Annotated in this window: 19 protein-coding genes and 2 pseudogenes; 13 read left to right on the forward strand and 8 right to left on the reverse strand. The window is 59.1% G+C overall.

Annotated elements, in window-relative coordinates:
- Nucleotides 1-74 precede the first annotated feature (74 nt).
- From DT23_RS11565 to DT23_RS11595, 7 genes and pseudogenes are all read right to left on the reverse strand, one after another.
- Nucleotides 75-1,298 carry a sugar ABC transporter permease gene (locus DT23_RS11565; RefSeq protein WP_038131418.1) on the reverse strand — a complete coding sequence of 408 codons (1,224 nt, stop codon included), beginning with the start codon at nucleotides 1,296-1,298 and terminating at the stop codon, nucleotides 75-77.
- Nucleotides 1,288-2,130 (reverse strand): ATP-binding cassette domain-containing protein, encoded by an 843-nt coding sequence (locus DT23_RS11570; RefSeq protein WP_240473599.1) that lies wholly within the window; start codon nucleotides 2,128-2,130, stop codon nucleotides 1,288-1,290. The genes DT23_RS11565 and DT23_RS11570 overlap by 11 nt, the downstream gene beginning before the upstream one ends.
- A complete protein-coding gene (locus tag DT23_RS11575; RefSeq protein ID WP_038131423.1) occupies nucleotides 2,118-3,182 on the reverse strand; it encodes an ABC transporter substrate-binding protein in 1,065 nt (354 codons plus the stop codon). Before DT23_RS11575 ends, DT23_RS11570 begins: the two co-directional genes overlap by 13 nt.
- 579 nt (nucleotides 3,183-3,761) lie before the next feature.
- A pseudogene (locus DT23_RS19095) lies at nucleotides 3,762-4,261 on the reverse strand (Tn3 family transposase); the annotation flags it as partial.
- A gap of 70 nt (nucleotides 4,262-4,331) precedes the next feature.
- Nucleotides 4,332-4,717, reverse strand: a pseudogene (locus tag DT23_RS11585) (hypothetical protein); the annotation flags it as partial.
- 184 nt (nucleotides 4,718-4,901) lie between these two features.
- On the reverse strand, nucleotides 4,902-5,222 hold the full coding sequence (locus DT23_RS11590; RefSeq protein ID WP_205618237.1) for an L-rhamnose mutarotase: 321 nt from the start codon (nucleotides 5,220-5,222) through the stop codon (nucleotides 4,902-4,904).
- Between the two features lie 46 nt (nucleotides 5,223-5,268).
- Nucleotides 5,269-6,096 (reverse strand): amidohydrolase family protein, encoded by an 828-nt coding sequence (locus DT23_RS11595; protein ID WP_038131426.1) that lies wholly within the window; start codon nucleotides 6,094-6,096, stop codon nucleotides 5,269-5,271.
- Nucleotides 6,097-6,160: 64 nt separating this feature from the next.
- Between DT23_RS11595 and DT23_RS11600 the strand changes: the two genes are divergently transcribed.
- Together DT23_RS11600 and DT23_RS11605 are read left to right on the forward strand one after the other, a co-directional pair.
- A complete protein-coding gene (locus DT23_RS11600; protein WP_038131428.1) occupies nucleotides 6,161-7,267 on the forward strand; it encodes a mannitol dehydrogenase family protein in 1,107 nt (368 codons plus the stop codon).
- Complete coding sequence (locus DT23_RS11605; protein WP_038131429.1) at nucleotides 7,264-8,226, forward strand: aldo/keto reductase; 963 nt, start codon at nucleotides 7,264-7,266, stop codon at nucleotides 8,224-8,226. Before DT23_RS11600 ends, DT23_RS11605 begins: the two co-directional genes overlap by 4 nt.
- On the opposite strand, the gene DT23_RS11610 is transcribed toward DT23_RS11605, so the two are convergent.
- Nucleotides 8,218-9,120: a GntR family transcriptional regulator gene (locus DT23_RS11610; RefSeq protein WP_038131430.1), complete on the reverse strand. Its 903-nt coding sequence runs from the start codon at nucleotides 9,118-9,120 to the stop codon at nucleotides 8,218-8,220. The two genes, DT23_RS11605 and DT23_RS11610, sit on opposite strands and share 9 nt — an antisense overlap.
- Nucleotides 9,121-9,252: 132 nt before the next feature.
- Between DT23_RS11610 and DT23_RS11615 the strand changes: the two genes are divergently transcribed.
- The 11 genes from DT23_RS11615 (at nucleotide 9,253) to DT23_RS11665 (ending at nucleotide 20,425) form a co-directional block, all read left to right on the forward strand.
- A complete protein-coding gene (locus DT23_RS11615) occupies nucleotides 9,253-10,278 on the forward strand; it encodes an ABC transporter permease (protein ID WP_038131432.1) in 1,026 nt (341 codons plus the stop codon).
- A 42-nt stretch (nucleotides 10,279-10,320) separates the two neighbouring features.
- Entirely contained in the window at nucleotides 10,321-11,259 is a 939-nt protein-coding gene (locus tag DT23_RS11620) for an ABC transporter substrate-binding protein (protein WP_038131433.1), read from the forward strand.
- 62 nt (nucleotides 11,260-11,321) lie between these two features.
- Nucleotides 11,322-12,095, forward strand: a complete 774-nt coding sequence (locus DT23_RS11625) for an ATP-binding cassette domain-containing protein (protein WP_038131435.1) — start codon at nucleotides 11,322-11,324, stop codon at nucleotides 12,093-12,095.
- Entirely contained in the window at nucleotides 12,095-13,105 is a 1,011-nt protein-coding gene (locus tag DT23_RS11630; RefSeq protein ID WP_051697247.1) for a zinc-binding alcohol dehydrogenase family protein, read from the forward strand. The genes DT23_RS11625 and DT23_RS11630 overlap by 1 nt, the downstream gene beginning before the upstream one ends.
- A gap of 11 nt (nucleotides 13,106-13,116) precedes the next feature.
- The gene (locus DT23_RS11635) at nucleotides 13,117-14,634 is read left to right on the forward strand and encodes a UxaA family hydrolase (protein WP_038131436.1); all 1,518 of its coding nucleotides are present in this window, start codon (nucleotides 13,117-13,119) and stop codon (nucleotides 14,632-14,634) included.
- A 293-nt stretch (nucleotides 14,635-14,927) separates the two neighbouring features.
- Nucleotides 14,928-15,938, forward strand: coding sequence for a TRAP transporter substrate-binding protein (locus DT23_RS11640; protein WP_038131437.1), 1,011 nt, complete (start codon nucleotides 14,928-14,930; stop codon nucleotides 15,936-15,938).
- A 77-nt stretch (nucleotides 15,939-16,015) separates the two neighbouring features.
- Nucleotides 16,016-16,564, forward strand: a complete 549-nt coding sequence (locus DT23_RS11645; protein WP_162177237.1) for a TRAP transporter small permease — start codon at nucleotides 16,016-16,018, stop codon at nucleotides 16,562-16,564.
- Nucleotides 16,561-17,844: a TRAP transporter large permease gene (locus DT23_RS11650; RefSeq protein ID WP_038131439.1), complete on the forward strand. Its 1,284-nt coding sequence runs from the start codon at nucleotides 16,561-16,563 to the stop codon at nucleotides 17,842-17,844. The genes DT23_RS11645 and DT23_RS11650 overlap by 4 nt, the downstream gene beginning before the upstream one ends.
- A complete protein-coding gene (locus DT23_RS11655) occupies nucleotides 17,841-18,893 on the forward strand; it encodes a Gfo/Idh/MocA family protein (RefSeq protein WP_038131441.1) in 1,053 nt (350 codons plus the stop codon). Before DT23_RS11650 ends, DT23_RS11655 begins: the two co-directional genes overlap by 4 nt.
- Entirely contained in the window at nucleotides 18,890-19,714 is an 825-nt protein-coding gene (locus tag DT23_RS11660) for an N-acyl homoserine lactonase family protein (protein ID WP_038131442.1), read from the forward strand. Before DT23_RS11655 ends, DT23_RS11660 begins: the two co-directional genes overlap by 4 nt.
- A gap of 39 nt (nucleotides 19,715-19,753) precedes the next feature.
- A complete protein-coding gene (locus DT23_RS11665; RefSeq protein WP_051697249.1) occupies nucleotides 19,754-20,425 on the forward strand; it encodes a GntR family transcriptional regulator in 672 nt (223 codons plus the stop codon).
- Nucleotides 20,426-20,432: the final 7 nt, after the last annotated feature.

Here is a 20,432-nt window from a genome sequence, read left to right on the forward strand (position 1 = left end):
CACTTGCGGGGATCAATGCGCTTAGGAGGGCATTGAGCAATTCGGACTCTGTGGTTTGTGACATAGTCATTGTCCTATTTTCCACTCAATCCAGGGGGGCGCGAAATCGCGTCAATCGCGACCGCAAGTAGTAGAATTGCGCCTGAGAACATGAGCTTATCCGCAGCGCTCGCACCGGAAAGATCAAGGCCATTGCCCAGAGACCCGATTACAAGAGCCCCCAGGATCGCATTCCAGACAGATCCTCGCCCGCCAAAGAGCGATGTCCCGCCAATCACGGCCGCCCCAATGCTCTCCAAAAGCAACGATCCGCCCGCGAACGCGGTGTAGGACACTGATCCGTAGCGCGACGCCCCGAAGATGCCCCCAAGCGCGGCCAGTAAGCCTACAATCCCAAAGGCTGCCACCCGGATGCGTTTCACATTCATGCCGACCCGCCGCGCGCTTTCGCTGTTTCCGCCGACTGCGAAGATGGAGCGGCCAAACGGTGTCGACGTGGTGACCCAGCCGGTCAGTGCGGTGACCCCGACGAGCAACACAACCATCAATGGCACGGAGCGGTAACTATTGAGCACAAAGACCGTCGAGAACACCAAGATCGCGACAAAAACCAGTTGGCCCCACGCCACGAATGCACTGTCGCCTTCAAGGCCTCGTGCGCGGCGCAAAGCTTGTCGTCGCATGACCGCAAAGGCCATTACCGCGACCAGTGCAACGGCCAGCATTACGCCCAAGGTATCGGGTAGCAAAATCCGAGCGAAGCCCCGAATAAAGTCATTATCGACATTGAGATTCCCTGTGGGCAGGATCTTTTGCATCAGCCCCTGAAAGCCCAAAAGCCCCGCAAGGGTGACTACGAAAGACGGGATCCCTATATAAGCAATCAACACGCCTTGTGCGACGCCCATCATGGCCCCAACCCCTAGCACGATCAAGCATGCAATCCAGCCTGGCACACCCACTAGCGCCAGAACGCCCAAAAGCGCTGCGCACACCCCGGCAGTTGCCGCTGCCGAAAGGTCAATGTCGCCTAACAACAAGACCACCGTGATACCCACAGCCAGCGTGGCCGTGACAGAGGATTGCATGAACAGGTTGTAGATGTTGCGAGAGCTTAGAAAGATGAAGTTGACACTGTCGGCATCGGGGGAGGTCCAATATTGCCAAAGCGGCATCGCCAGGCCGAAGTAGCCCCAAATCACGGCCAGTGCTAGAAGAACGGGAACGAAGGAACCGAACCGTGATTGACGGATGATCCGCATGCGATCAACGATGCGAAGCTGCACTTTATCTGACATGTTTGCCTCCCTGATCGAGACCGCGCGTCATTGCGACAACGATTTCGTCTGTTGTCGTTTCTGCGGTGCGCCACGTCGCCACATTCTGACCGTGACGCAGCACACAAATACGGTCGGCCACTTCGAAAATGTCGCGCATATTATGCGAGATATAGATGACGGCATGATTGGTCTCGCGCAGGCGCCGAACCACGTTCAATACTTGGCGAGTCTGCGCCACGCCCAATGCTGCCGTAGGCTCGTCAAGCATGACCACCGAGCTTTTTGCACCGACTGCGCGGGCGATGGCGATTGCCTGACGTTGCCCGCCCGACAGCCCACCCACAAGCGCGCGCACGGAGCGCAGCGTGCGCACCTCAAGCTGGTCAATTGCCTGCTGGGCGCGGATTTCCATTTCAAGCTCGTCGATTGGGCGTAAAAAGCGGGGCAGAAAACGCCAGCCCGCTTTTGTCGGCTCGTGTCCCAATGACAGGTTGGCCGCAACATCAAGATTTTCACACAGAGCAAGATCTTGATAGACGATCTGGATGCCTTTTTGGGCCGCCGTCTGCGGGCCATCTATCGAAATCTCGTCGCCATCCAGCCAAAAGCGTCCCTCATCTGGGATATGGGCCCCGGCCAGAACCTTCATCAAAGTGGACTTGCCTGCGCCGTTATCGCCGACCAAGGCCATCACTTCGCCGCGGGCCACCTCAAAATCGATATTTTGCAAGGCATGAACGCCGCCGAAGTGCTTTTGTATCCCGCTGACCCGCAGGTGGGGGGACGGAGCTGCGGGCAGCTCCGTCGAGTGAGTTTCTACAGTCATTTGTTGATCAGTTACTGCGCGCAAAAATCGGTTTTTGCAGCATCGCCCTGACAGACCATCGCCTTGGTGATAGAGGGATCATGCTTGATCACATAGGCGACCCCTTTGGCTCCGACCGCCGAATAGCTATCAATAGGCACGAATGCCACATCCGCCCCAACACCATTTTTGACCGATTGGGTCGCAAGATCGCTATAGCTTTCTTTCTTGAGCATCCGGTCGGCCACTTCGGCGGCCATCGCCCCCATAGTGTTCAAGGGCCGCCAGCTACATTGGGTTTGTTTGCCCAAAAGCATCAATTGCTGTGCCTGTACGGTGCAATCCAGTCCAGAAACTGGGACTTTCCCCGCCATTCCTTGCTCTTCCATGGCCTCAATCGCCGCAGCGGCATTGCCATCGTTGGACGAAACCACGCCCTGCACGTTGTTGCTCAACTGCGTGAGTGCCTGATCCATGGAACGCCGCGCGATCGCGGGATCCCAGCCCGGAGTCCAGTTTTCATATCCAAGTTTGCGCGCGCCGGATTTAAATAGCGGCTCAAGCACCGACATTTGCCCTTTCGCGATTACCGCGGCATTGGGATCGGTGGGTGAGCCTTTAAGCAATACCAGTGTGTCGCCGTCTTTCGTGTTGTCCACAACATGCTGGGCCTGCGTTGCGCCCACTTTGAACATATCCGCCTGAATCCAGACCTTGGTGTTCTTGGAGTTGATCATCCGGTCATAGGCGATTGTCGGAACGCCCTCTTCGGCTGCATCATCTGCGATGATGGCTGAGCTGTCCCCGTCAATCGGCACCACCACAAGCACTTTCGCGCCCTGCGTCAAAGCCTGTTCGGCTTGGCGTTGTTGCACAGAAGTGTCGTTATTCGCATTGAAAATCTCAACACGCACATTCGGTGCGATTTCGTGCATCTTTTCTTTGAAGCCCGCCGCGTCCTGCTGCTCCCACCGCGGGTTGACGTTTTCGGGCAAGAGCATTGCGACCATATCTTTGGCAGATGCCGCGATAGGGCTTACGATTGCGCTCATCGCCAAGCTTGCAGCGAAGCAAGTCAGTTTAACTTTCGTGTTCATTCCACTTTCCTCCTCAAAGGCGCTCCCCAGCGCACTGTCCCAGTTCGATGCTCCATAGGATCATCGACGATAGGTCACAGCATTCGCATGCTGTGCATTAGTCCCGCCCCCGTACAATGGTGACGTCTTGCTGCTGTCGATCTGAAGAACGCGCCTCCCCTTCGAAGTCCTCAGGGGCACGAAGCCTGCGCGTCATCGTCTGGCTGCGAAACCTTCCTTCCTCCTTGGAACGGGCGGTCCTTTGCTACTCGTGAAAGGCCCCGAACTTTTCGCAGTGTCTGCCCACGGCAGCGGTGATGAACAGCCTCAATGATACTTTGATAATTACATAGTATGAATGTAGTCAACATTTTTTCGTCGCCACCATCATATTCCTGCGGTGATGCTATGATCGATGGCTGTTGTGTCACCGACACAAGGAGCCACCCGAACGGCGGACTTGCGGTAAAAAGAGCGCGAACAGTAATCCGCTGGCCGTTTGGTCTCGTAAAGGATGATAGTGTCCGAGGATGTGGTGAACCGCCCTGGCTTTGTCGGAGCCCATCAACTTAAGTGAGGAAGATGGTTATGGCGCACCGCTCACAGATTTTTCCATCTGTATTCGCCGGTGAGAACGATGGGTGCCCATCCAAGGGGCGAGATCTGAGCCAGAAGCTCTGGAGGGCCGTCAAATCCGGCGCGCTTTTGTGCCGCAACTGCCTGTCCGAGATATTTTGTAGTCCAGTAGATGACGATGGCTGTCAGCAGGTTGAGGCCGGCCATGCGATAGTGCTGCCCCTCGGGGGTTCGGTCGCGGATTTCGCGCTGAGGCCCGATGCGCAGGGCGTTTTTCAGGGCAGGGCCACGGCCAGCTCATGCTGGCGTGGATAGGCCGCAAACTTTTTGAGCAACTAACTGGGCGGCATGATGCCCGCCGCCATCGTGGCCGCGGCCCGCAGGATATTCGGCCAATTCTGGAGGATGGGGCCCTCTCTGACCTTTCCGCCGATCAGGCCGCGCAACTCCTTCGGCGCCGCAGCCTGATCGAAGAGGTAAAGCCGTTTCGAAAGCAAATCCCGTATACGTGGAATGAATCGGAAGGCCTGTCTGAGGGGTTCTGTCGCAAACGTCTCGGTAGGATTTGAGAGACTGGTCGCTGGACATAATTACGCTGCCAAGTCCGCAGAAGGTCTGAAAGGCACTGGCATCATTCGCAGGGATCTGCCCCTTTCGGATCATGTGCGCGAGATCGATACCAGCGATGGTGGCTTGGGCCGAATGAAAAGCCTTGAAGCCCATCATCGGCCTTTGACTTTGATGTAGGTCTCGTCCATCCGCCAGGAATTCGCTGTGGGCTGTTTCCGAGTCTGCGCCCTGGCCGAAATCGAAGGGGCATATTTTACCACCCAACGGTTTAGCGTGGCATGCTCGACAGCGACGCCGCGTCCGGCCAGTATTTCCTCGAGATCGCGGTAAGACACCGCGTAACGGACGTAGAAGAACACCGCATGCAGTATGACTGATTTCGGAAACTGCGCTCCCTTGAACGCATTCATCCAAAACACGCCTCAGCCAAATATCAGATGACGCTGACATATTCACACGAGCCGGAAAACCTGAAGCTTTGCGACAGTACCCGGATGACCCGCACGCCTAGCCCATAAGGCGAAACCGAACCAGCCTGTCATATGCTTGGCTGGCTGCGGAGGCATAGCTCGCTCAAGATTGCGCGTATAGCGGTCAGTCGAGATGAAACACTTCTTGCATCGAGGCCCACCATTCATCCTTGGCGCGGCTTTCAAGCGGGCGCTGCATCGGGCCGCAAACGGACCACCATTCGCGGGTGACCGGATCGTTGGCGATGGCTGCATTGTCAGCGTCAAAATCGTTTCCGGTATATTCCCAGTAGCTGAACATCAGGTTTTCAGGCTCGCGCAGGAAGATCGAGTAATTGGTTATGTTTGAGGCCCGCAGCCGATCCAGCACCGCGTCCCAGACATTGGCATGTAATGTCTTGTATTGCGCGATATGCTCGGGTGCGATGCCGATCACCATTCCCATACGTTGCACGTCGTCTTCCTTTCAGATGAGAAGTCAGGTCACAGCTTTACGCCCCGATGGCGTAGAATTTTTCCGCCGTGCCGCCAAAAAGTGCAGCCCGGGCGTCGTCGTCCAAATCGCGCGCCATGTCCTGCGCTGCCTTGAACCAGTCTTGGTAGTCCCCGGCAAGATCGAGCACCGGCCAGTCGCTTCCCCACATGACCCTATCTGCCCCGAAGCACCCGAGGACATGATCGAAAACCGGCTGTAGTGATGCCGCCGACCAGCCGGGACCAAATTCATTGGCAAGCCCGGAAAGCTTGCAGTAAATCTGCGGATGCGCGGCGAGCCGCTCTATGCCTGTGCGCCACGCGTCACCGGGATCTGCATCTTGAAACACGGGCTTGGCGCAATGGTCGATCACGATGGGCAGCTCGGGGATTTCGTCAGCGAGACGGTCGATCACATCCAGATGGCGCGGGGTGACAAGCGCATCGAAACGCAGCTCCGCACGCGCAACCTGACGCAGCCCTTCCAGCACATCGGGTCGCAAGATCCAGTCGGTCGGCTCGAGGTCTTGCAGCATCGGACGAATGCCGCGCAGCGCGGGGTGGGTGATCCGCGACAGCTGCGCGGGCACGTCTTTCGTCAGATCGAGCCAGCCAACGACGGCGCCGATCAGGGGTGATTGTTCCGCCAGTTCAAGCAGGAAGCGGGTTTCCGCAAGCGAGGGCGCGGCCTGCACGACGACCGTTTTGGTGACGCCACATGCCGCGGCCCTTTCCAGCAGGTCCTCGGGAAGGTGATCATGGGCGATCGCAGCCACGCTGTCGTCCATCCAGAAGTAATCCCCGCGCGCGATGCGCCAGAAATGTTGATGTGCGTCGATCGTCACGGTTTTTCCTTGCCGCCTTGTTTGGTTCGAAATAATAAGAAACAATAATCAGGGAGAGGAACCCATGTCAACAACGCCCATCGTGCAATTCGGGACCAGCCGTTTCCTGCAAGCTCATGTGGATCTTTTCGTATCGGACGCATTGGCCCGCGGGGCTGCACTGGGCCCGATCTCGGTGGTTCAAAGCAGCGGCGACCCAAGCCGGTCCAGACGTCTGGCCGCGCTTGCAAAAGGCTATGAGGTTCGGGTGCGCGGGCTCTCTGGCGGGCAAAGCTGTGACGAGAGCCGTCAGGTGAGCAGTATCACCCGGGCGCTGTCGCTAGGCCAGGATTTCGACACGGTTCAACGCATTATTACCGATGAGGCGCAGATCATCCTTTCCAATACCGCAGATGCCGGTTTCCAGCCGCAAGCCGTTGATCGCGCGCCGCAATATGATCCGGCGATGTCCTATCCGGCCAAGCTTGCCCATTTGCTGCGCACGCGGTTTCATGCCGGCGGGTCTGCACCCCAGATCATGCCGACGGAATTGGTGCAAAACAACGGAGATGTGCTGAAATCCCTGGTTTTGACGGCGGCGGCGCAGATGGAAACGCCCTATCGCCTCTGGCTGGAACAGGAGGTGATCTGGGTCAACTCGCTGGTGGACCGGATCGTATCCGAGCCGTTGGACCCCGCCGGCGCCGTCGCGGAACCCTATGCGCTTTGGGCGATCGAGGCGCAGCCGGGGTTGGTGATGCCCTGTGAACATCCCGCAATTCAGGTGGTTGCCGATCTGGGGCCGATCGAGCGGCGGAAATTGTTTGTGCTTAATCTTGGCCATAGCTGGATGGTTGCAGACTGGCTGGCGCGCGGGCGTCAGGGGGCGCGTTTTGTGCGCGACGTAATGGCAGATCCCGCGCAGGCCGCACGGCTTTCACAGCTTTACAATCACGAAGTGCTGCCAGCGTTCACCGCAGCGGGCGAGGGTGACGGGATCGCAGAGTATATCGCCGTCACCAAAGACCGCTTTGCCAATCCGTTTCTCGATCACAAACTCGAGGATATTGCGCAAAACCACACGGAAAAGCTTCAGCGGCGGATCGGTGCCTTTCTGGAGTGGGCGCGAGAGCATGGCGACACCTCGGCCAAGCCGCAACTCGCCGCGGCGCTGAAAGGAGACATCGCATGAAAACCAGACAGATCGGTTCGACCAACGTCCGCGTGAGCGAGATTTCGTTCGGTTGTTCAAGCATCGGCAATCTTTATCGCGAGATCGATGAGGCGGATGCGCAGGCTGTGCTACAGGCCGCTTGGGATGCTGGAATCCGTTATTTCGACACGGCCCCACATTACGGGCGCGGGCTTTCCGAGATGCGGCTGGGGCGGTTCCTGTCCGGGCGCCCGGATTGCGTCCTGTCTTCGAAAGTCGGGCGCGTCCTGTCTCCTGCGGCGGCCCCGATTGCTAGGGCGGACGGCTTCATCAATCCCGCGCAAAACGACGTGCGTTATGACTATTCCGGCGACGGGATTGAAGAAAGCTTTGAGCAAAGTTGCGCGCGTCTGGGACGGTCTCACATCGATATTCTCTATGTTCACGACCTTGGCGCCGACACCCACGGGGCGGCGAACGTCGCGCATATGGAGGCGTTTTTCGGGTCGGGCTACGAACGGCTGGTGGCGCTGAAAGAAGCGGGCCGTATCGGGGCATTCGGCTTGGGGGTGAATGAAAGTCAGGTCTGTCTTGATGTGATGGATCATGGTCCCGTTGACGCTATTTTGCTTGCCGGACGGCTGACTTTGCTGGACCGCTCGGCAGAGGCGGCGTTGGTGCCGCGTTGCATTGATGCAGGTACGAGCCTTGTGCTGGGGGGGATCTTCAACTCGGGTATTCTTGCGACGGGTCCGGTTGAGGGGGCGACCTACGATTACGGCCCCGCGCCTCAGGATGTTCTGGACAAGGTCGCCGGTTTGCAGGCACGCGCCGCGCGTTTTGGCGTGCCGCTTGCGACCGCCGCTTTGCAATTCGGATTGCACCACAAGGCGGCCGCTTCGGTCTTGCTGGGAACGGCCAAGCCGTCCTCTCTGATGCGCAATCTTGAAGCTGCCTTTCAGGAGCTTCCGGCAGGGATAGAGACGCTTTTAGCCTAGATCGTGATGGCGCAAAGATGACAGCAAGGTGGATTTCGAGGTGCGCAAATGCCGCCGCGCTGCCTCCATTGCGGCGTCTTTATCCCGCGCCTCAAGCGCGTCGATGATCGTAAGATGTTCGTCGATGGCCGCTGCGTTGCGGTCCATTTCATGTGTCTTGTCCCACATGTAGTGATAGTGAAAGACCAGTGAGATTACCTTTTGAAACTCCACGACAAAACGGTTGCGCACGACCGAGTTTATGACCTCGTGAAACGCCTCGTCGAGCTTTGAAAAAGCGTGAAAATCGGTGTCGATCCGCTCTTTGAGAGACATATGCTTTCCACGCAGATCGGCGAGCTGCGCCCATACGGGGTGATCGATCGGCGCGTCGACCACATTGGCGATGGCGTTCAGCTCCAGCACCGAGCGGAAATCGGACAGCTCGATCGCGAAGGCCCGCGTAAAGCCAAGTAGCATCCACCCGCCTTGTTTGCGGCGCGCGACCAGCCCGAAGCGACTGAGACTGGCAAGAAACTCTTTCAGCTCGTGCTGGGGGACATTGAAGCTGCGCGACAGTTCGGCCACCGAAAGCGGAGTGTTTGCGGGCACGTCAAAGCGCAAGATCCAGTCGAGGAACCTTTTTTCGAGATCCTCGCTGGACCCGTTTGCCGGAGGGATGGCGATGCTGTCCTCTTCGCAGGGCCGGCGCAGGATGCGTTTCTCACGGCCTTCCCAACGGATCACTCCCAGCTCTTCAAGCTTGCCCAGACAGCGCCGGATCACCGTGCGACTCACGCCGGCCTGTTGGCACAGGGCATTCTCCGAGGGCAGCGCGCTGTCTATCTCCAGTGTGCCGCAATAGGCGAGAATGTCGTTGAAAGCTTCCCGGTAGCGGGTGTCGCTGCGCGCCATGGCTTGCGCCTTTCCAAAGGTTCTGACCGAAGTCGATTCAGTATTTGTATTGAATTATAAAAAACTATTGACAGGAATCAATGGGGCATGAATTAGTATTAAATAATTAAAACCTACATGTGGGGGAGGCATATGTCGGATACTAGCAAGCCGGTGCAGAAATACCAACTCGGGGGCCTGATGCCCGCCGAGGGCCAGTTGCACCGTCTCTCGGCACTCATGACCCTGTTGTTGCTTATCCTGGGGTTTTCGCTGGCAAGTCCGGCCTTCTTCTCGGTCAACAACGCCCTGACGGTGCTTTTGCAAACCTCTGTCATCGGTCTTTTGGGGATCGGCATGACGATGGTCATCATCACCGGCGGCATTGATTTGTCGGTGGGTTCGGTTCTTGCCCTGTCAGGGGTGGTTTCCGGATTGGCTGTGAAAGCAGGGGTGCCCGTGATCCCGGGGATGGCCCTGGGCATCCTGACGGGCACGGCTTGTGGCGCCTTCAACGGGTTTGTCATCACGAGGATGAAGATCACGCCCTTTGTGGCGACGCTCGGGATGATGCTGATTGCGCGCGGCATCGCGTTGCAACTCACCGGGGCTGCGCCGGTGTCGGGCCTGGGAGATGCCTTCGGGGTCTTGGGGAACGGGGCACTGTTTCGCGTGACCGAGATGATGCCGAACGGCTTCCCGCGGGTGATCTTTCCCGGCATTCCCTATCCGGCGATATTGCTGTTGGTGATGGCGGGGTTTGGCGCATATGTGCTGCATCGCCGCCAGATCGGCCGCCATATTTACGCCACCGGCTCCAATGAGGAGGCCGCGCGTCTGTCGGGCGTGCGCGTCGATTGGACGAAGCTTTACGCCTATACGATGTCAGGGGCTCTGGCGGGGCTTGCGGGCAATGTGTTGATGTCACGCCTTGTAACGGCACAACCCAGCGAAGGCGTGATGGCCGAGCTTGATGCCATCGCTGCGGCCGTGATCGGCGGGGCGTCGCTGAATGGCGGCGTGGGAACGATCTCGGGGACGATGATCGGGGCCTTTATAATCGGGATCTTGCGCAACGGGCTGAACATGGCCGGCGTTTCGGCCTTCATCCAGCAGATCGTGATCGGGTTCGTGGTGATTGGTGCGGTCTGGATCGACCAGATCCGTAACCGTCGCTGAAAGAACGTCAATTCAATCTCATAACGAGGAGGAGAGTGAGATATGGGATATGTGAAATATATGGTGGCGGCGAGTGCGCTTGCGCTTTCGGCCGGGACGGTTCAGGCAGGGGAGATTGCTGTAATCGTCAAAACCACCAATTCGAACTACTGGCAAAACGTGCAAAAAGGTGCTGATGCCGCAATCAAGGATCACAGCGATTACACGGTCAGCTTTGACGGTCCCGCCAGCGAAAGCGCGGTTGCCGACGAGGTGAACATGGTCGAGAACGCGATCAACCGCGGCGTTTCGGGCATCGTTCTGGCACCGTCCGATCCGGAGGCGCTTGTTCCTTCGGTCAAGCGTGCTTACGAGGCCGGTATTCCCGTCGTTATCATTGACAGCGCGCTGTCGGACTCTGCCAAGCCTTATTTTCAGTCGTTCCTCTCAACGGACAACTGCGCGGCAGGCGAAGCCGTTGCCAAGCGGATGATCGAAAAGGCCGGGGACAGCGGCAAGATTGCTGTGATGTCCTATGTGCCCGGTGTCGGGTCCGAAATCGGGCGCGTTGGCTGTTTTAAGGACTATATCGCGAAAAACTCGAAACTGGACGTTGTGAATACCTTTTATTCGCAAAGCCAGATGGCCAAAGCGCTTGACCAGACCACCGATGTTCTGACGGCAAACCCTGATCTTGTCGGGATCTTCGGCGCAAACGAGCCCACTGCGGTCGGGATGGGGCGTGCGATTGTGCAGGCGGGCAAAGCCGGCAAGATCGTTGCGCTCGGCTTTGATGGCAACAACGACGAACAGCAGTTCATCAAGGATGGCGTGCTGGATGCGATCGCCGTTCAGGGCTCGTTCCAGATGGGCGAAAAAGGCGTCAACACGCTTGTTGATCTGCTTGCCGGCAAAAAGGTTCCCGATTTCGTGGATACCGGCGTGGTGCTTGTCGACAAGGACAATATCGACACGCCTGTGGCGCAGAACGTTCTCTACTGATCCTGGCGCGGGGCCGCTTTGCAGGCCCCGCGCATTTCCACGCGTTAAAGAAAGGCCCCGCCATGACGAAACAGCCTCTGGTCGAAATGGTAGACATCGAAAAGCACTTTGGCGGTGTGCGCGCTGTCGATCATGTGTCGCTTGATCTTGCTCCGGGCGAAGTCGTGGGGTTGCTAGGGCATAACGGCGCGGGGAAATCCTGTCTTATGCGTATCCTGTCGGGCGCGATGGTTCCCAATAGCGGTGAAATCCGGATCGAAGGCAAAACCGTCCATATGAGCGAGCCCAATGATGCGCGCGCCCACGGGATCGAGACGATTTATCAAACGCTTGCGCTGGCCGATCACCTTGATGCCCCCAAGAACCTGTTTCTGGGACGCGAGCTGAAAACCCGGTTTGGCAATCTCGATGACAAGCGGATGCATGAGGAAGCGCGCAAGGTGCTTGCCCGGCTCAATCCGAATTTCAAGAACCTGCGGGATCCTGTCTCAAGCCTCTCTGGGGGGCAGCGCCAGGTGATCGCAATCGCGCGCGCGATCTATTTTGACACGAAAATCCTGATCATGGACGAACCCACCGCCGCTCTTGGCCCCTCGGAAACCGCGATGGTCGCAGATCTTATCCGGCAGTTGCGGGCCGAGGGTATCGGCATCTTTCTTGTCAGCCACGACATGCACGATGTGTTTGATCTCTGTGATCGGGTTGTGGTGATGAACAAGGGGCGGCTGGTCGGCGCGCACGGCATTGACGAGGTCAGCAAGGACGACGTGCTGAGCCTGATCGTCAAGGGCGAACTGCCGGCCGACTGGTCTGCCCGCAATCTGGAGGCGGTGTAATGAAGGATACAAACCAGAAGATGATGACCTGTGGCGTGTGCGTCGAACCGGGCACCTTTGCGCTGGAGCAGCGCGCGCTGCCCCAAGAGCCACCGCCGGGCTATCGTCTTGTTGATATCGCCGCGATCGGGATCTGTGGCACCGATTACCACATTTTCGAGGGCAAGCACCCGTTTCTCGACTATCCGCGTGTGATCGGGCACGAGCTGTCGGGCCGGTTGGTTTCGGGCGATGACGCGGGGCAGCTTGTGGTTATCAACCCTTATGTGTCTTGTGGAACCTGCCGCGCATGTCGGCGCGGCAAGCCCAATTGCTGCTCCGAGATTGCGGTATTCGGCGTGCATCGCGACGGGGGAATGTGCGCGCGACTTGCGGTGCCCGCAGGCAATTTATATCCCGCCGACGGTCTGACCCCCGAACAGGCCGCAATGGTCGAGTTTCTCGCGATCGGCGCCCATGCGGTGTCGCGGTCGCAATGCGGCCCGGGCGATCTGGTGCTTGTCACCGGGGCGGGGCCGATCGGACTGGGAACGGCGCTGTTTGCGCGGCTGGCAGGGGCTGAGGTGCATCTGATGGACCTGAGCCGTCCCCGGCTGGAAACCGCCCGCGAGCTGTTTGGTTTCGAGCATATCCACACCCCGGATGACCCTATTCTCACAGGAGATCTGAGCGAGGGGTTCGATGTCGTGTTCGACGCCACAGGGAACGCAAAGGCGATCGAGGCGGGCTTTCCGCTGATTGCGCATGGCGGGTCCAGCGTGCTTGTCAGTGTGGTCAAGGAAACGATTACCTTCACCGATTCCGAGTTCCACAAGCGGGAAATGCGTATCATCGGCAGCCGTAACGCATTGAAAGCGGATTTCGATCGTGTGATTGCGGCGATCCGCGCCGGCGACATCCCCACCGATGCCATCGCCTCGGCGGTTGTGCCTTTGGCCGAACTGCCCGCGCGGTTTGCCGGGCTTGTCGACAACCGCGACCATATCATCAAAGTGCTTGTGACCCCGTAAAGGATGCCGCCATGACGACCCAACCCTTTGCGTTGCGCCTGCAAGAGGCGGATAACATTCTGGTGGCGTTGCGCGCCATTCCCGAAGGGGCTGTGTTACCTGGCAAGCTGATCACGCGCGAGCCGGTCCCGGCGGGGCATAAACTGGCCGCGCGCGATATTGCGGCGGGTGAAAACATCCTGAAATACGGGCAGATCATCGGCACGGCGAGCGTCGATATTGCGGCGGGCGCGCATGTGCATAGCCATAACCTCGGGATGGGGGCGCATAAACAGGACTATGGTTTTGGCGTCGCAGCGCAGGAATTGTCTCCTGTCGAAAACGCGGCAACGTTTCAAGGCTACCGGCGCCCCTCCGGTCGGGTCGGAACGCGCAACTATCTTGGCATTCTTACCTCGGTGAATTGCGCAGGATCGGTGGCGCGCTTTATCGCCGAGGCCGCAACGCGCGACAACCTTCTGGCGCAATTCCCCAATGTCGACGGGATTGTGCCCATCGTGCACGGCACGGGCTGCGGGATGTCGGGCAAGGGCGAGGGCTATGAGACGCTGTTTCGCACGCTTGCAGGTTACGGGCACAACCCGAATTTCGGGGCGATTCTGATGATCGGCCTCGGGTGCGAGGTAATGCAGATTCCCGATCTTATCGACCGCAAGGCGCTGCGCGATAGTGCGCGCTTTCGTTACATGACGATCCAGCAACAAGGCGGCACGCGTGCGACCGTCGAAAAAGGGCTGGCGATTTTGCGAGAGCTGGCGGGCGAAGCAGATCGCGCGCGGCGTGAAGAGGTTCCGGCGCGCCATCTTGTTCTGGGTATGCAATGCGGTGGCTCGGACGGCTATTCCGGCATTACCGCCAATCCGGCACTTGGTGCGGCCTCCGATCTGCTGGTGCGTCACGGGGGCACGTCGATCCTGTCCGAAACATCTGAAATCTACGGCGCCGAACATCTTCTGACGCGGCGGGCAAAAGATGAGAAGACGGGGGCGAAACTTGTCAGCCTTCTTGACTGGTGGGAAGATTACACCGCGCGCAATTTTGGTGAAATGGATAACAACCCCAGCCCGGGCAACAAGCGCGGCGGGCTGACCACGATTTTGGAGAAATCGCTTGGGGCTGTCGCCAAGGGCGGCACCGCCCCCCTCGCGGGTGTCTATAAATATGGCGAGCCGATCGACGCGCCGGGGTTCGTGTTCATGGACAGCCCCGGATATGATCCTTGCTCTGTCACCGGGCAAACGGCCTCGGGGGCGAATTTGATCGCTTTCACGACCGGACGCGGCTCTGTCTCGGGGTATCAGCCGGTGCCGTCGATCAAGATTGCCTCGAATCCCGATCTCTGGTCGCGGATGCAAGGCGATATGGACGTGAACGCCGGCGAGATTCTTGCGGGCACCACGATCGAAGACAAGGGGCAAGAGATCTTTGATCTGATGTTGCGTGTGGCCTCCGGCGAGAAAACGAAAAGCGAGGCGCAGGGCTTCGGGGCGGTTGAATTTGTGCCTTGGCAGATCGGCGCGGTGATGTAGGCGGCAGCCATATCACTTCCAACACGTCATTGATCTAGAACGATAAAAACAGAGATCCGGACAGGCTCCAGCCCCGCAGGGCTGCGACCTGCAACGGCGTGCGTCGATCTTATGGGGCGGCTGTTCCATCTACGGATTCCCCGTAAATTATGCGTTGATGTATTTTTTAATGTATGCATTAATATCGGCATTGAGTGAGTCCCTTAGCGTTTTCGGGGGTGAGCTGATGCTGTGGCTGGATGTCCGAGGAGGTACGGATGCTGGCTAAAACAAGACTCTGGGAGGAGAGACGAATGAAATCGAATTCGATCGCAAGCATGATTGCGGGCGTCGGTCTGGCGCTGGCATCTGTATTCGCCGCGGGCCATGCAGAGGCGCGCACGCTGCGTTTCAGCCACACGGATAATCCCGGCGGCTCGCGCGACAAGGCGGCGCATGTCTTTGCCGACAAGGTCAAGGAATATACCAAGGGCGAACTGACCGTGAAGGTCTATCCCTCGGGTCAGCTGGCCAATGATCCCAAGGCTATCGAGCAGCTCAAGCTGGGCGGCGTCGATTTCACGGTCTCGGCAACCGGATCTTACGCAACCGATCTCAAGACGCTCAACCTGACGGCCTTGCCGTTCCTCGTGGACAGCTACGAACAGGGCTGGGCGCTGTATGACACATCGCCGTGGATGAAGGCGCAATTCGCCAAGCTTCCGGCCAAAGGTTACCGGATGCTGGCAACGTGGGAGGCAGGTTTTCGCAGCTTTACGACCAAGGGGCCGCTGAACTCTCCGGCGGATGCCAAGGGCAAGAAGATGCGCGTCTATCCCAATGACATGCTGCGCTGGACGATGGAGGCGATCGGCTTTGATACGGTCGTGATGCCGGTGACCGAGGTCTACCTTGCGATCCAGCAGGGCACGGTCTGGGGTCAGGAAAACCCGGTCGATACGATCAAGTCGCTGCGCTTCTACGAGGTCGCACCCTATATCACGCTGACGCGTCACATCTACAGCCCGCTGCCGATGGCGATCTCTGAAAACACCTGGCAAAGCCTGTCGGATGACGAGAAAACCGCTGTGCAAAAAGCGGCAGATGATGCTGCGACTTACAGCCGTGAACTGGTGCGCGGATCCGAAGAAAAGCAGCTTCAGGAAATGGAAGCTGCCGGTGCTACGGTGACGCGCCCCGACATCGCCCCGTTCCGCAAGGCGGCCGATGCGGTCTACACCCGTGCGCGTGCGGAATATGGCGACGATGTTGATGCGTTGCTTTCTGATGCCGCCAAGATCCGCAAGGAAATGCCGGCGAACTGAGCCCGCGCGCCGGGCTGCGGGCAAGCGCTCGTGGCCCGGTCTGCCACGCCTCATCTGCCGGATGCATGGAGTTCCAGATGGATCACGACTACCGCGACCACTATCCCGCCCCGTTACTGATGATCTCGGGGGTGATCGATGCCTGCCTTGCGATCGGTGGGGCGCTCATTGTCATCATCGTCTTTTCAAATGCCGTATTTCGCGGTTTCGGGCCGGATCTGTCCTGGTCGCTGGAAGTATCGGCCTTTCTGATGCTCTGGGTGACGTTTCTCGGGGCGGCAGCGGCCTCGGCGCGCGGGGTGCATATGCGCGTCACCGAGATTTTCGCAGCCCTCATCCCCAATCGCGCCAAGCGCGGTCTCACGTTGGTGCTCAACCTGATTGTTGCAGCCCTGATGGTGTCCCTGATCCGCTTCGGAGCGCATACGGCGATCCATCTCTGGCACGAAAAAACCACGGTTCTCTATTGGCCGCAGGGCCTGCTTTACGCCTCCATGCCCGTGGGCATTGCGCTGGCGCTGATGTTTCATCTCTTCAACACCTATCTCGATTTCACCGGTAAGGGGCCAGATGCCCAAGGTCAGATCTCGGAAGGTGAAGAACACGGACGGGAGGGTCTGGCATGATCTTGCTCTTTGTCACCGGTCTCTTCCTGTTGACCATTCTGATCGGCATTCCGCTGGTCTGGGCAATCCTGCTGACCGCAGTTGTTCCGATCTTCGTCTTCGATCTGGGCTACCCGCTACAAGCGCTGTTCCTGAACTTCATCGGCGGCGTCGAACCCAACCATTACATCGCGATTCCGCTTTTCGTATTCGCGGGCGAAATGATGAGCCGGGGCGGCGTCGGCCAGCGCATCATCGACTTTGCCAAGGCGGTGTTCGCGAAACTGCCCGGCGGGCTTGGCGTGGTCGTCGTCGGGGCGTCGATGATCTTTGGCGGCATCTCGGGCTCGGCGATTGCGGATTCCGCTGCTATCGGCTCGGTGATGATCCCGGCGATGGATAAACAGGGCTACCGGCGGTCATTCGCGGCCAGCCTTGTTGCGGCTGCGGGCACGATCGGCATCATCATTCCGCCATCGATCCCGATGTTGATTTACGGCTTTGTCGGCAATGTCTCTGTCGGGGATTTGTTCCTCGCGGGGATCGGCCCGGGCGTTCTGATGGGGCTGGCGTTTATGGGCTATTGCGTCTGGCTGGGCAAACGCAGCGGCGTCGATCCCGGTGGTCAAAGCACCTCGATGCGCGAGCTGGGCACGGCGTTCTTTGGCAGCCTTCCGGCCCTGTTGATGCCGATCATCATTCTGGGCGGTATCTTCGGCGGGTTCGTGACCCCGACCGAGGCGGCGGCTGTTGCGGTGGTTTATGGTCTGATCGTGACGATCTTTATCTACCGTGACCTGAGCCTGCGCGATATTCCCCGCCTGCTTGTCGACAGCTTTGTCACAAGCGCGGTCGTGATGGTGGTGATCGGGGCGACAGCCGTGCTGGCCTGGCTGATTACGCTGGAGCAAATGCCCCAGATCCTGATCGAATTTGTGCAGCATTTCTCGAGCAGCCCGTTCACCTTCCTGCTGATGGTCAATATCGTCTTGCTGATCCTTGGCATGGTGCTGGATCCGGTGCCTGCGATCTTGCTGTCCGCGCCGCTGTTCATTCCCACGGCGCAGGCTTACGGGGTGGATGTGATCCATCTTGGCGTCATCATCACCTGCAACCTTGCGATTGGCCTGTTTACGCCACCGGTCGGGGCCACGCTTTATGTGGCGTCGCGGATTTCGGGTGTCGGCGTGCTCAAGATCACCCGCGCGATCCTGCCGCTGTACGCAGTTGCGCTGACGGTTTTGTTGATCGTGACATTTGTGCCCTCGGTGTCGATGGCCCCGATCTGGTGGTTCCGATGACAGGGGCGGGCAATATCACCGTGGGTGTGATCGGGCTGGGCTATTTCAGCCAGTTTCATCTCAACGCCTGGGAGCGGATCGAGGGTGTCACGATTGCGGGCATCAGCGACCGCGACGGGGCGCGCACGCAAGAGGTGGCCGAGTTGCGCGGTGTGGCGGGGTTTGCCGACCCCGCGCCGCTGCTCGGGCCGGAGGGGCCTGACATTCTGGATCTGGTGACGCCGCCTGACAGCCATGCCGGTCTGGTGCGCGCGGCTTTGCGGCCGGGGCGGATGATCATCTGCCAAAAGCCGTTTTGCCGCAATATTGCCGAGGCCGAAGCGGTCGTGCAGGAAGCCGCCGCCATCGGCGCCGATCTGATCATCCATGAGAATTTCCGCTTTCAGCCGTGGTATCGCAAGATCAAACAGATGCTGGAGGCGGGCGATCTTGGACAGGTCTATGGCTGCCGGTTTGCGCTGCGTCCGGGTGACGGGCGCGGGGAGGATGCCTATCTTGCGCGCCAGCCTGCCTTTCGCGCGATGCCGCGCCTGCTGATCCATGAAACCGGCGTGCATTTCCTTGATCTGTTCGGCTGGCTTTTCGGTTCTATCGAAAGCGTCTATGCCGATATCCGCCAACTCAATCCGGTGATTGCGGGCGAGGATTGCGGTCTGATGATCTTGCACCATCGTGGCGGTACCGTCTCGGTGTTTGACGGCAACCGGCTGAGCGATCATGTGGCCGAAAACCGGCGCAAGACGATGGGCGAATTGGTGATCGAGGCCGAGCGGGGAACCCTGCGACTGGATGGCGAGGGTCGCCTTTTCTCACGCGGTTTCGGCTCGAATGACGAGGCAGAGCTGCCTTTGCATTACGAGGATCGCGATTTCGGTGGTGGCTGTGTCGAGGCGCTCAACCGGCATGTTGTGGCCTATCTGCGCGACGGCGCGCCGCTGGAGAACCGCGCGCAGGACTATCTCGACGTGATCCGCTGCGACGAAGCCGCTTATCTGTCTGCACATCAGGGGCGGCGTATTATACCGGGCCAAGAAGAGGAGACAGCATGAGCGACGACAGCCATTATGAAATCCTCGCGATCAAATATGCCGAGCGCAACGGCCGCACGCGCGCGGATTCGTTCCTGTTTGATGACGATCATGCCGCGCCCCATCCGATGGATTACTATGTCTGGCTGGTGCGCAACGCCCATCGCACGATCCTTGTCGATACCGGCTATGACGCGATCGAGGGCGCGCGGCGGGGCCGTCCGGTGCTGGTTGATCCGATGTGCGCGCTGCGTGATATCGGTGTCGGCCCCGAAACGATCGACGCCGTCATCCTGACCCATCTGCATTACGATCACGCCGGCGGGCTGGCCGGTTTCGCCGGGGCGAAGCTGCATATGCAGGCGTCCGAAATGGCCTTCGCGACGGGGCCGTGCATGTGTCACGATACGCTGCGCGCGCCCTTCACGGCCGAACATGTCTGCGAGGCGATCAAGCGGGTCTATTCCGGGCTTGTGACGTTTCATGATGGCGATGCGCAGATCGCGCCGGGGATTACCGTGCACCACTTGGGCGGCCATAGCCGTGGCCTTCAGGCGGTGAGCGTGCAAACGGCGAACGGACCGGTGGTTCTGGCCTCGGACGGGGCGCATTACTATGAAAATTACCAGTCCAACAAACTGTTCCCGATTGTGGTGGATACCGATGCCATGCTGCGCGGTTTCGACCGCCTGCGCGATCTGGGCCAGGGCGGGCGTATCATTCCCGGTCACGATCCGCTGGTGCGCCAGTATTATCCGCGCGTGTTCGAGACCACGAACGTGATCGCGCATCGCCTTGATCTGCCCCAAACCCGTATGGGCGAAACAGGGGGCATGAAATGAGTTTTTCTGACAAATTTTTACAACAGCGAGGCCGAGGAAATGCCTGACTCCGTCAAAGAATCGCGTGTCGATAATGCCTATGAGCGCCTGAAACAGGAAATCCTGTCGAACCGGATGCCTGCGGGTTTTCAGGCGACCGAACCCGAAATTGCCCTGATGCTCGGGATGAGCCGCACGCCGGTGCGCGAGGCGCTGATCCGGCTTGAGGCGGACGGGCTGGTGCAGATCATTCCGCGTCGCGGGGTGCGGGTGCTGCCGATCCGGTTTGAGGATATGCGCGAGATCTACCAGATCCTGACCGCGCTAGAGCCCGAAGCCGCCGCGTCCATCGCCGCCAGCAAGCCAAGCCGTGAAACCCTTGAGCCGCTTTATGTCGCGACCGAAGACATGGCGCGCGCGATCGAGGACGGCGACCGCGAGGCCTGGGCGCGCGCCGATGACCGCTTTCACCGCGACCTGATCGGGTTGAACGCGAACAAGCGTCTCAATTCCATGGTGATGACCCTGTTCGATCAGGCCCACCGCGCCCGGATGTTCACGCTCCCGCTGCGCGACATGCCGGTGCGCTCGACGCAGGACCACCGCGAAATTCTTGATGAGATGCTCGCGGGCAACAGCGAGACCGTGCGCAAGATGTTCCACTCCCACAGAACATGCGCTGCCGAGGAACTGCTGACGATCCTCGACAAGTTCCGCCAAACCCAATTCTGACAGCAAG

The organism is Thioclava indica, assembly GCF_000714545.1.
Lineage (GTDB): Bacteria > Pseudomonadota > Alphaproteobacteria > Rhodobacterales > Rhodobacteraceae > Thioclava > Thioclava indica.

Excerpts from the sequence above, each read along its gene's own strand:
- DT23_RS11565 (WP_038131418.1), bottom strand. The coding sequence starts at position 1,298 with ATGTCAGATAAAGTGCAGCTTCGCATCGTTGATCGCATGCGGATCATC.
- DT23_RS11575 (WP_038131423.1), bottom strand. The coding sequence starts at position 3,182 with ATGAACACGAAAGTTAAACTGACTTGCTTCGCTGCAAGCTTGGCGATG.
- DT23_RS11590 (WP_205618237.1), bottom strand. The coding sequence starts at position 5,222 with ATGGGAATGGTGATCGGCATCGCACCCGAGCATATCGCGCAATACAAG.
- DT23_RS11600 (WP_038131428.1), top strand. The coding sequence starts at position 6,161 with ATGTCAACAACGCCCATCGTGCAATTCGGGACCAGCCGTTTCCTGCAA.
- DT23_RS11605 (WP_038131429.1), top strand. The coding sequence starts at position 7,264 with ATGAAAACCAGACAGATCGGTTCGACCAACGTCCGCGTGAGCGAGATT.
- DT23_RS11610 (WP_038131430.1), bottom strand. The coding sequence starts at position 9,120 with ATGGCGCGCAGCGACACCCGCTACCGGGAAGCTTTCAACGACATTCTC.
- DT23_RS11615 (WP_038131432.1), top strand. The coding sequence starts at position 9,253 with ATGTCGGATACTAGCAAGCCGGTGCAGAAATACCAACTCGGGGGCCTG.
- DT23_RS11620 (WP_038131433.1), top strand. The coding sequence starts at position 10,321 with ATGGGATATGTGAAATATATGGTGGCGGCGAGTGCGCTTGCGCTTTCG.
- DT23_RS11625 (WP_038131435.1), top strand. The coding sequence starts at position 11,322 with ATGACGAAACAGCCTCTGGTCGAAATGGTAGACATCGAAAAGCACTTT.
- DT23_RS11630 (WP_051697247.1), top strand. The coding sequence starts at position 12,095 with ATGAAGGATACAAACCAGAAGATGATGACCTGTGGCGTGTGCGTCGAA.
- DT23_RS11635 (WP_038131436.1), top strand. The coding sequence starts at position 13,117 with ATGACGACCCAACCCTTTGCGTTGCGCCTGCAAGAGGCGGATAACATT.
- DT23_RS11640 (WP_038131437.1), top strand. The coding sequence starts at position 14,928 with ATGAAATCGAATTCGATCGCAAGCATGATTGCGGGCGTCGGTCTGGCG.
- DT23_RS11645 (WP_162177237.1), top strand. The coding sequence starts at position 16,016 with ATGGATCACGACTACCGCGACCACTATCCCGCCCCGTTACTGATGATC.
- DT23_RS11650 (WP_038131439.1), top strand. The coding sequence starts at position 16,561 with ATGATCTTGCTCTTTGTCACCGGTCTCTTCCTGTTGACCATTCTGATC.
- DT23_RS11655 (WP_038131441.1), top strand. The coding sequence starts at position 17,841 with ATGACAGGGGCGGGCAATATCACCGTGGGTGTGATCGGGCTGGGCTAT.
- DT23_RS11660 (WP_038131442.1), top strand. The coding sequence starts at position 18,890 with ATGAGCGACGACAGCCATTATGAAATCCTCGCGATCAAATATGCCGAG.
- DT23_RS11665 (WP_051697249.1), top strand. The coding sequence starts at position 19,754 with ATGCCTGACTCCGTCAAAGAATCGCGTGTCGATAATGCCTATGAGCGC.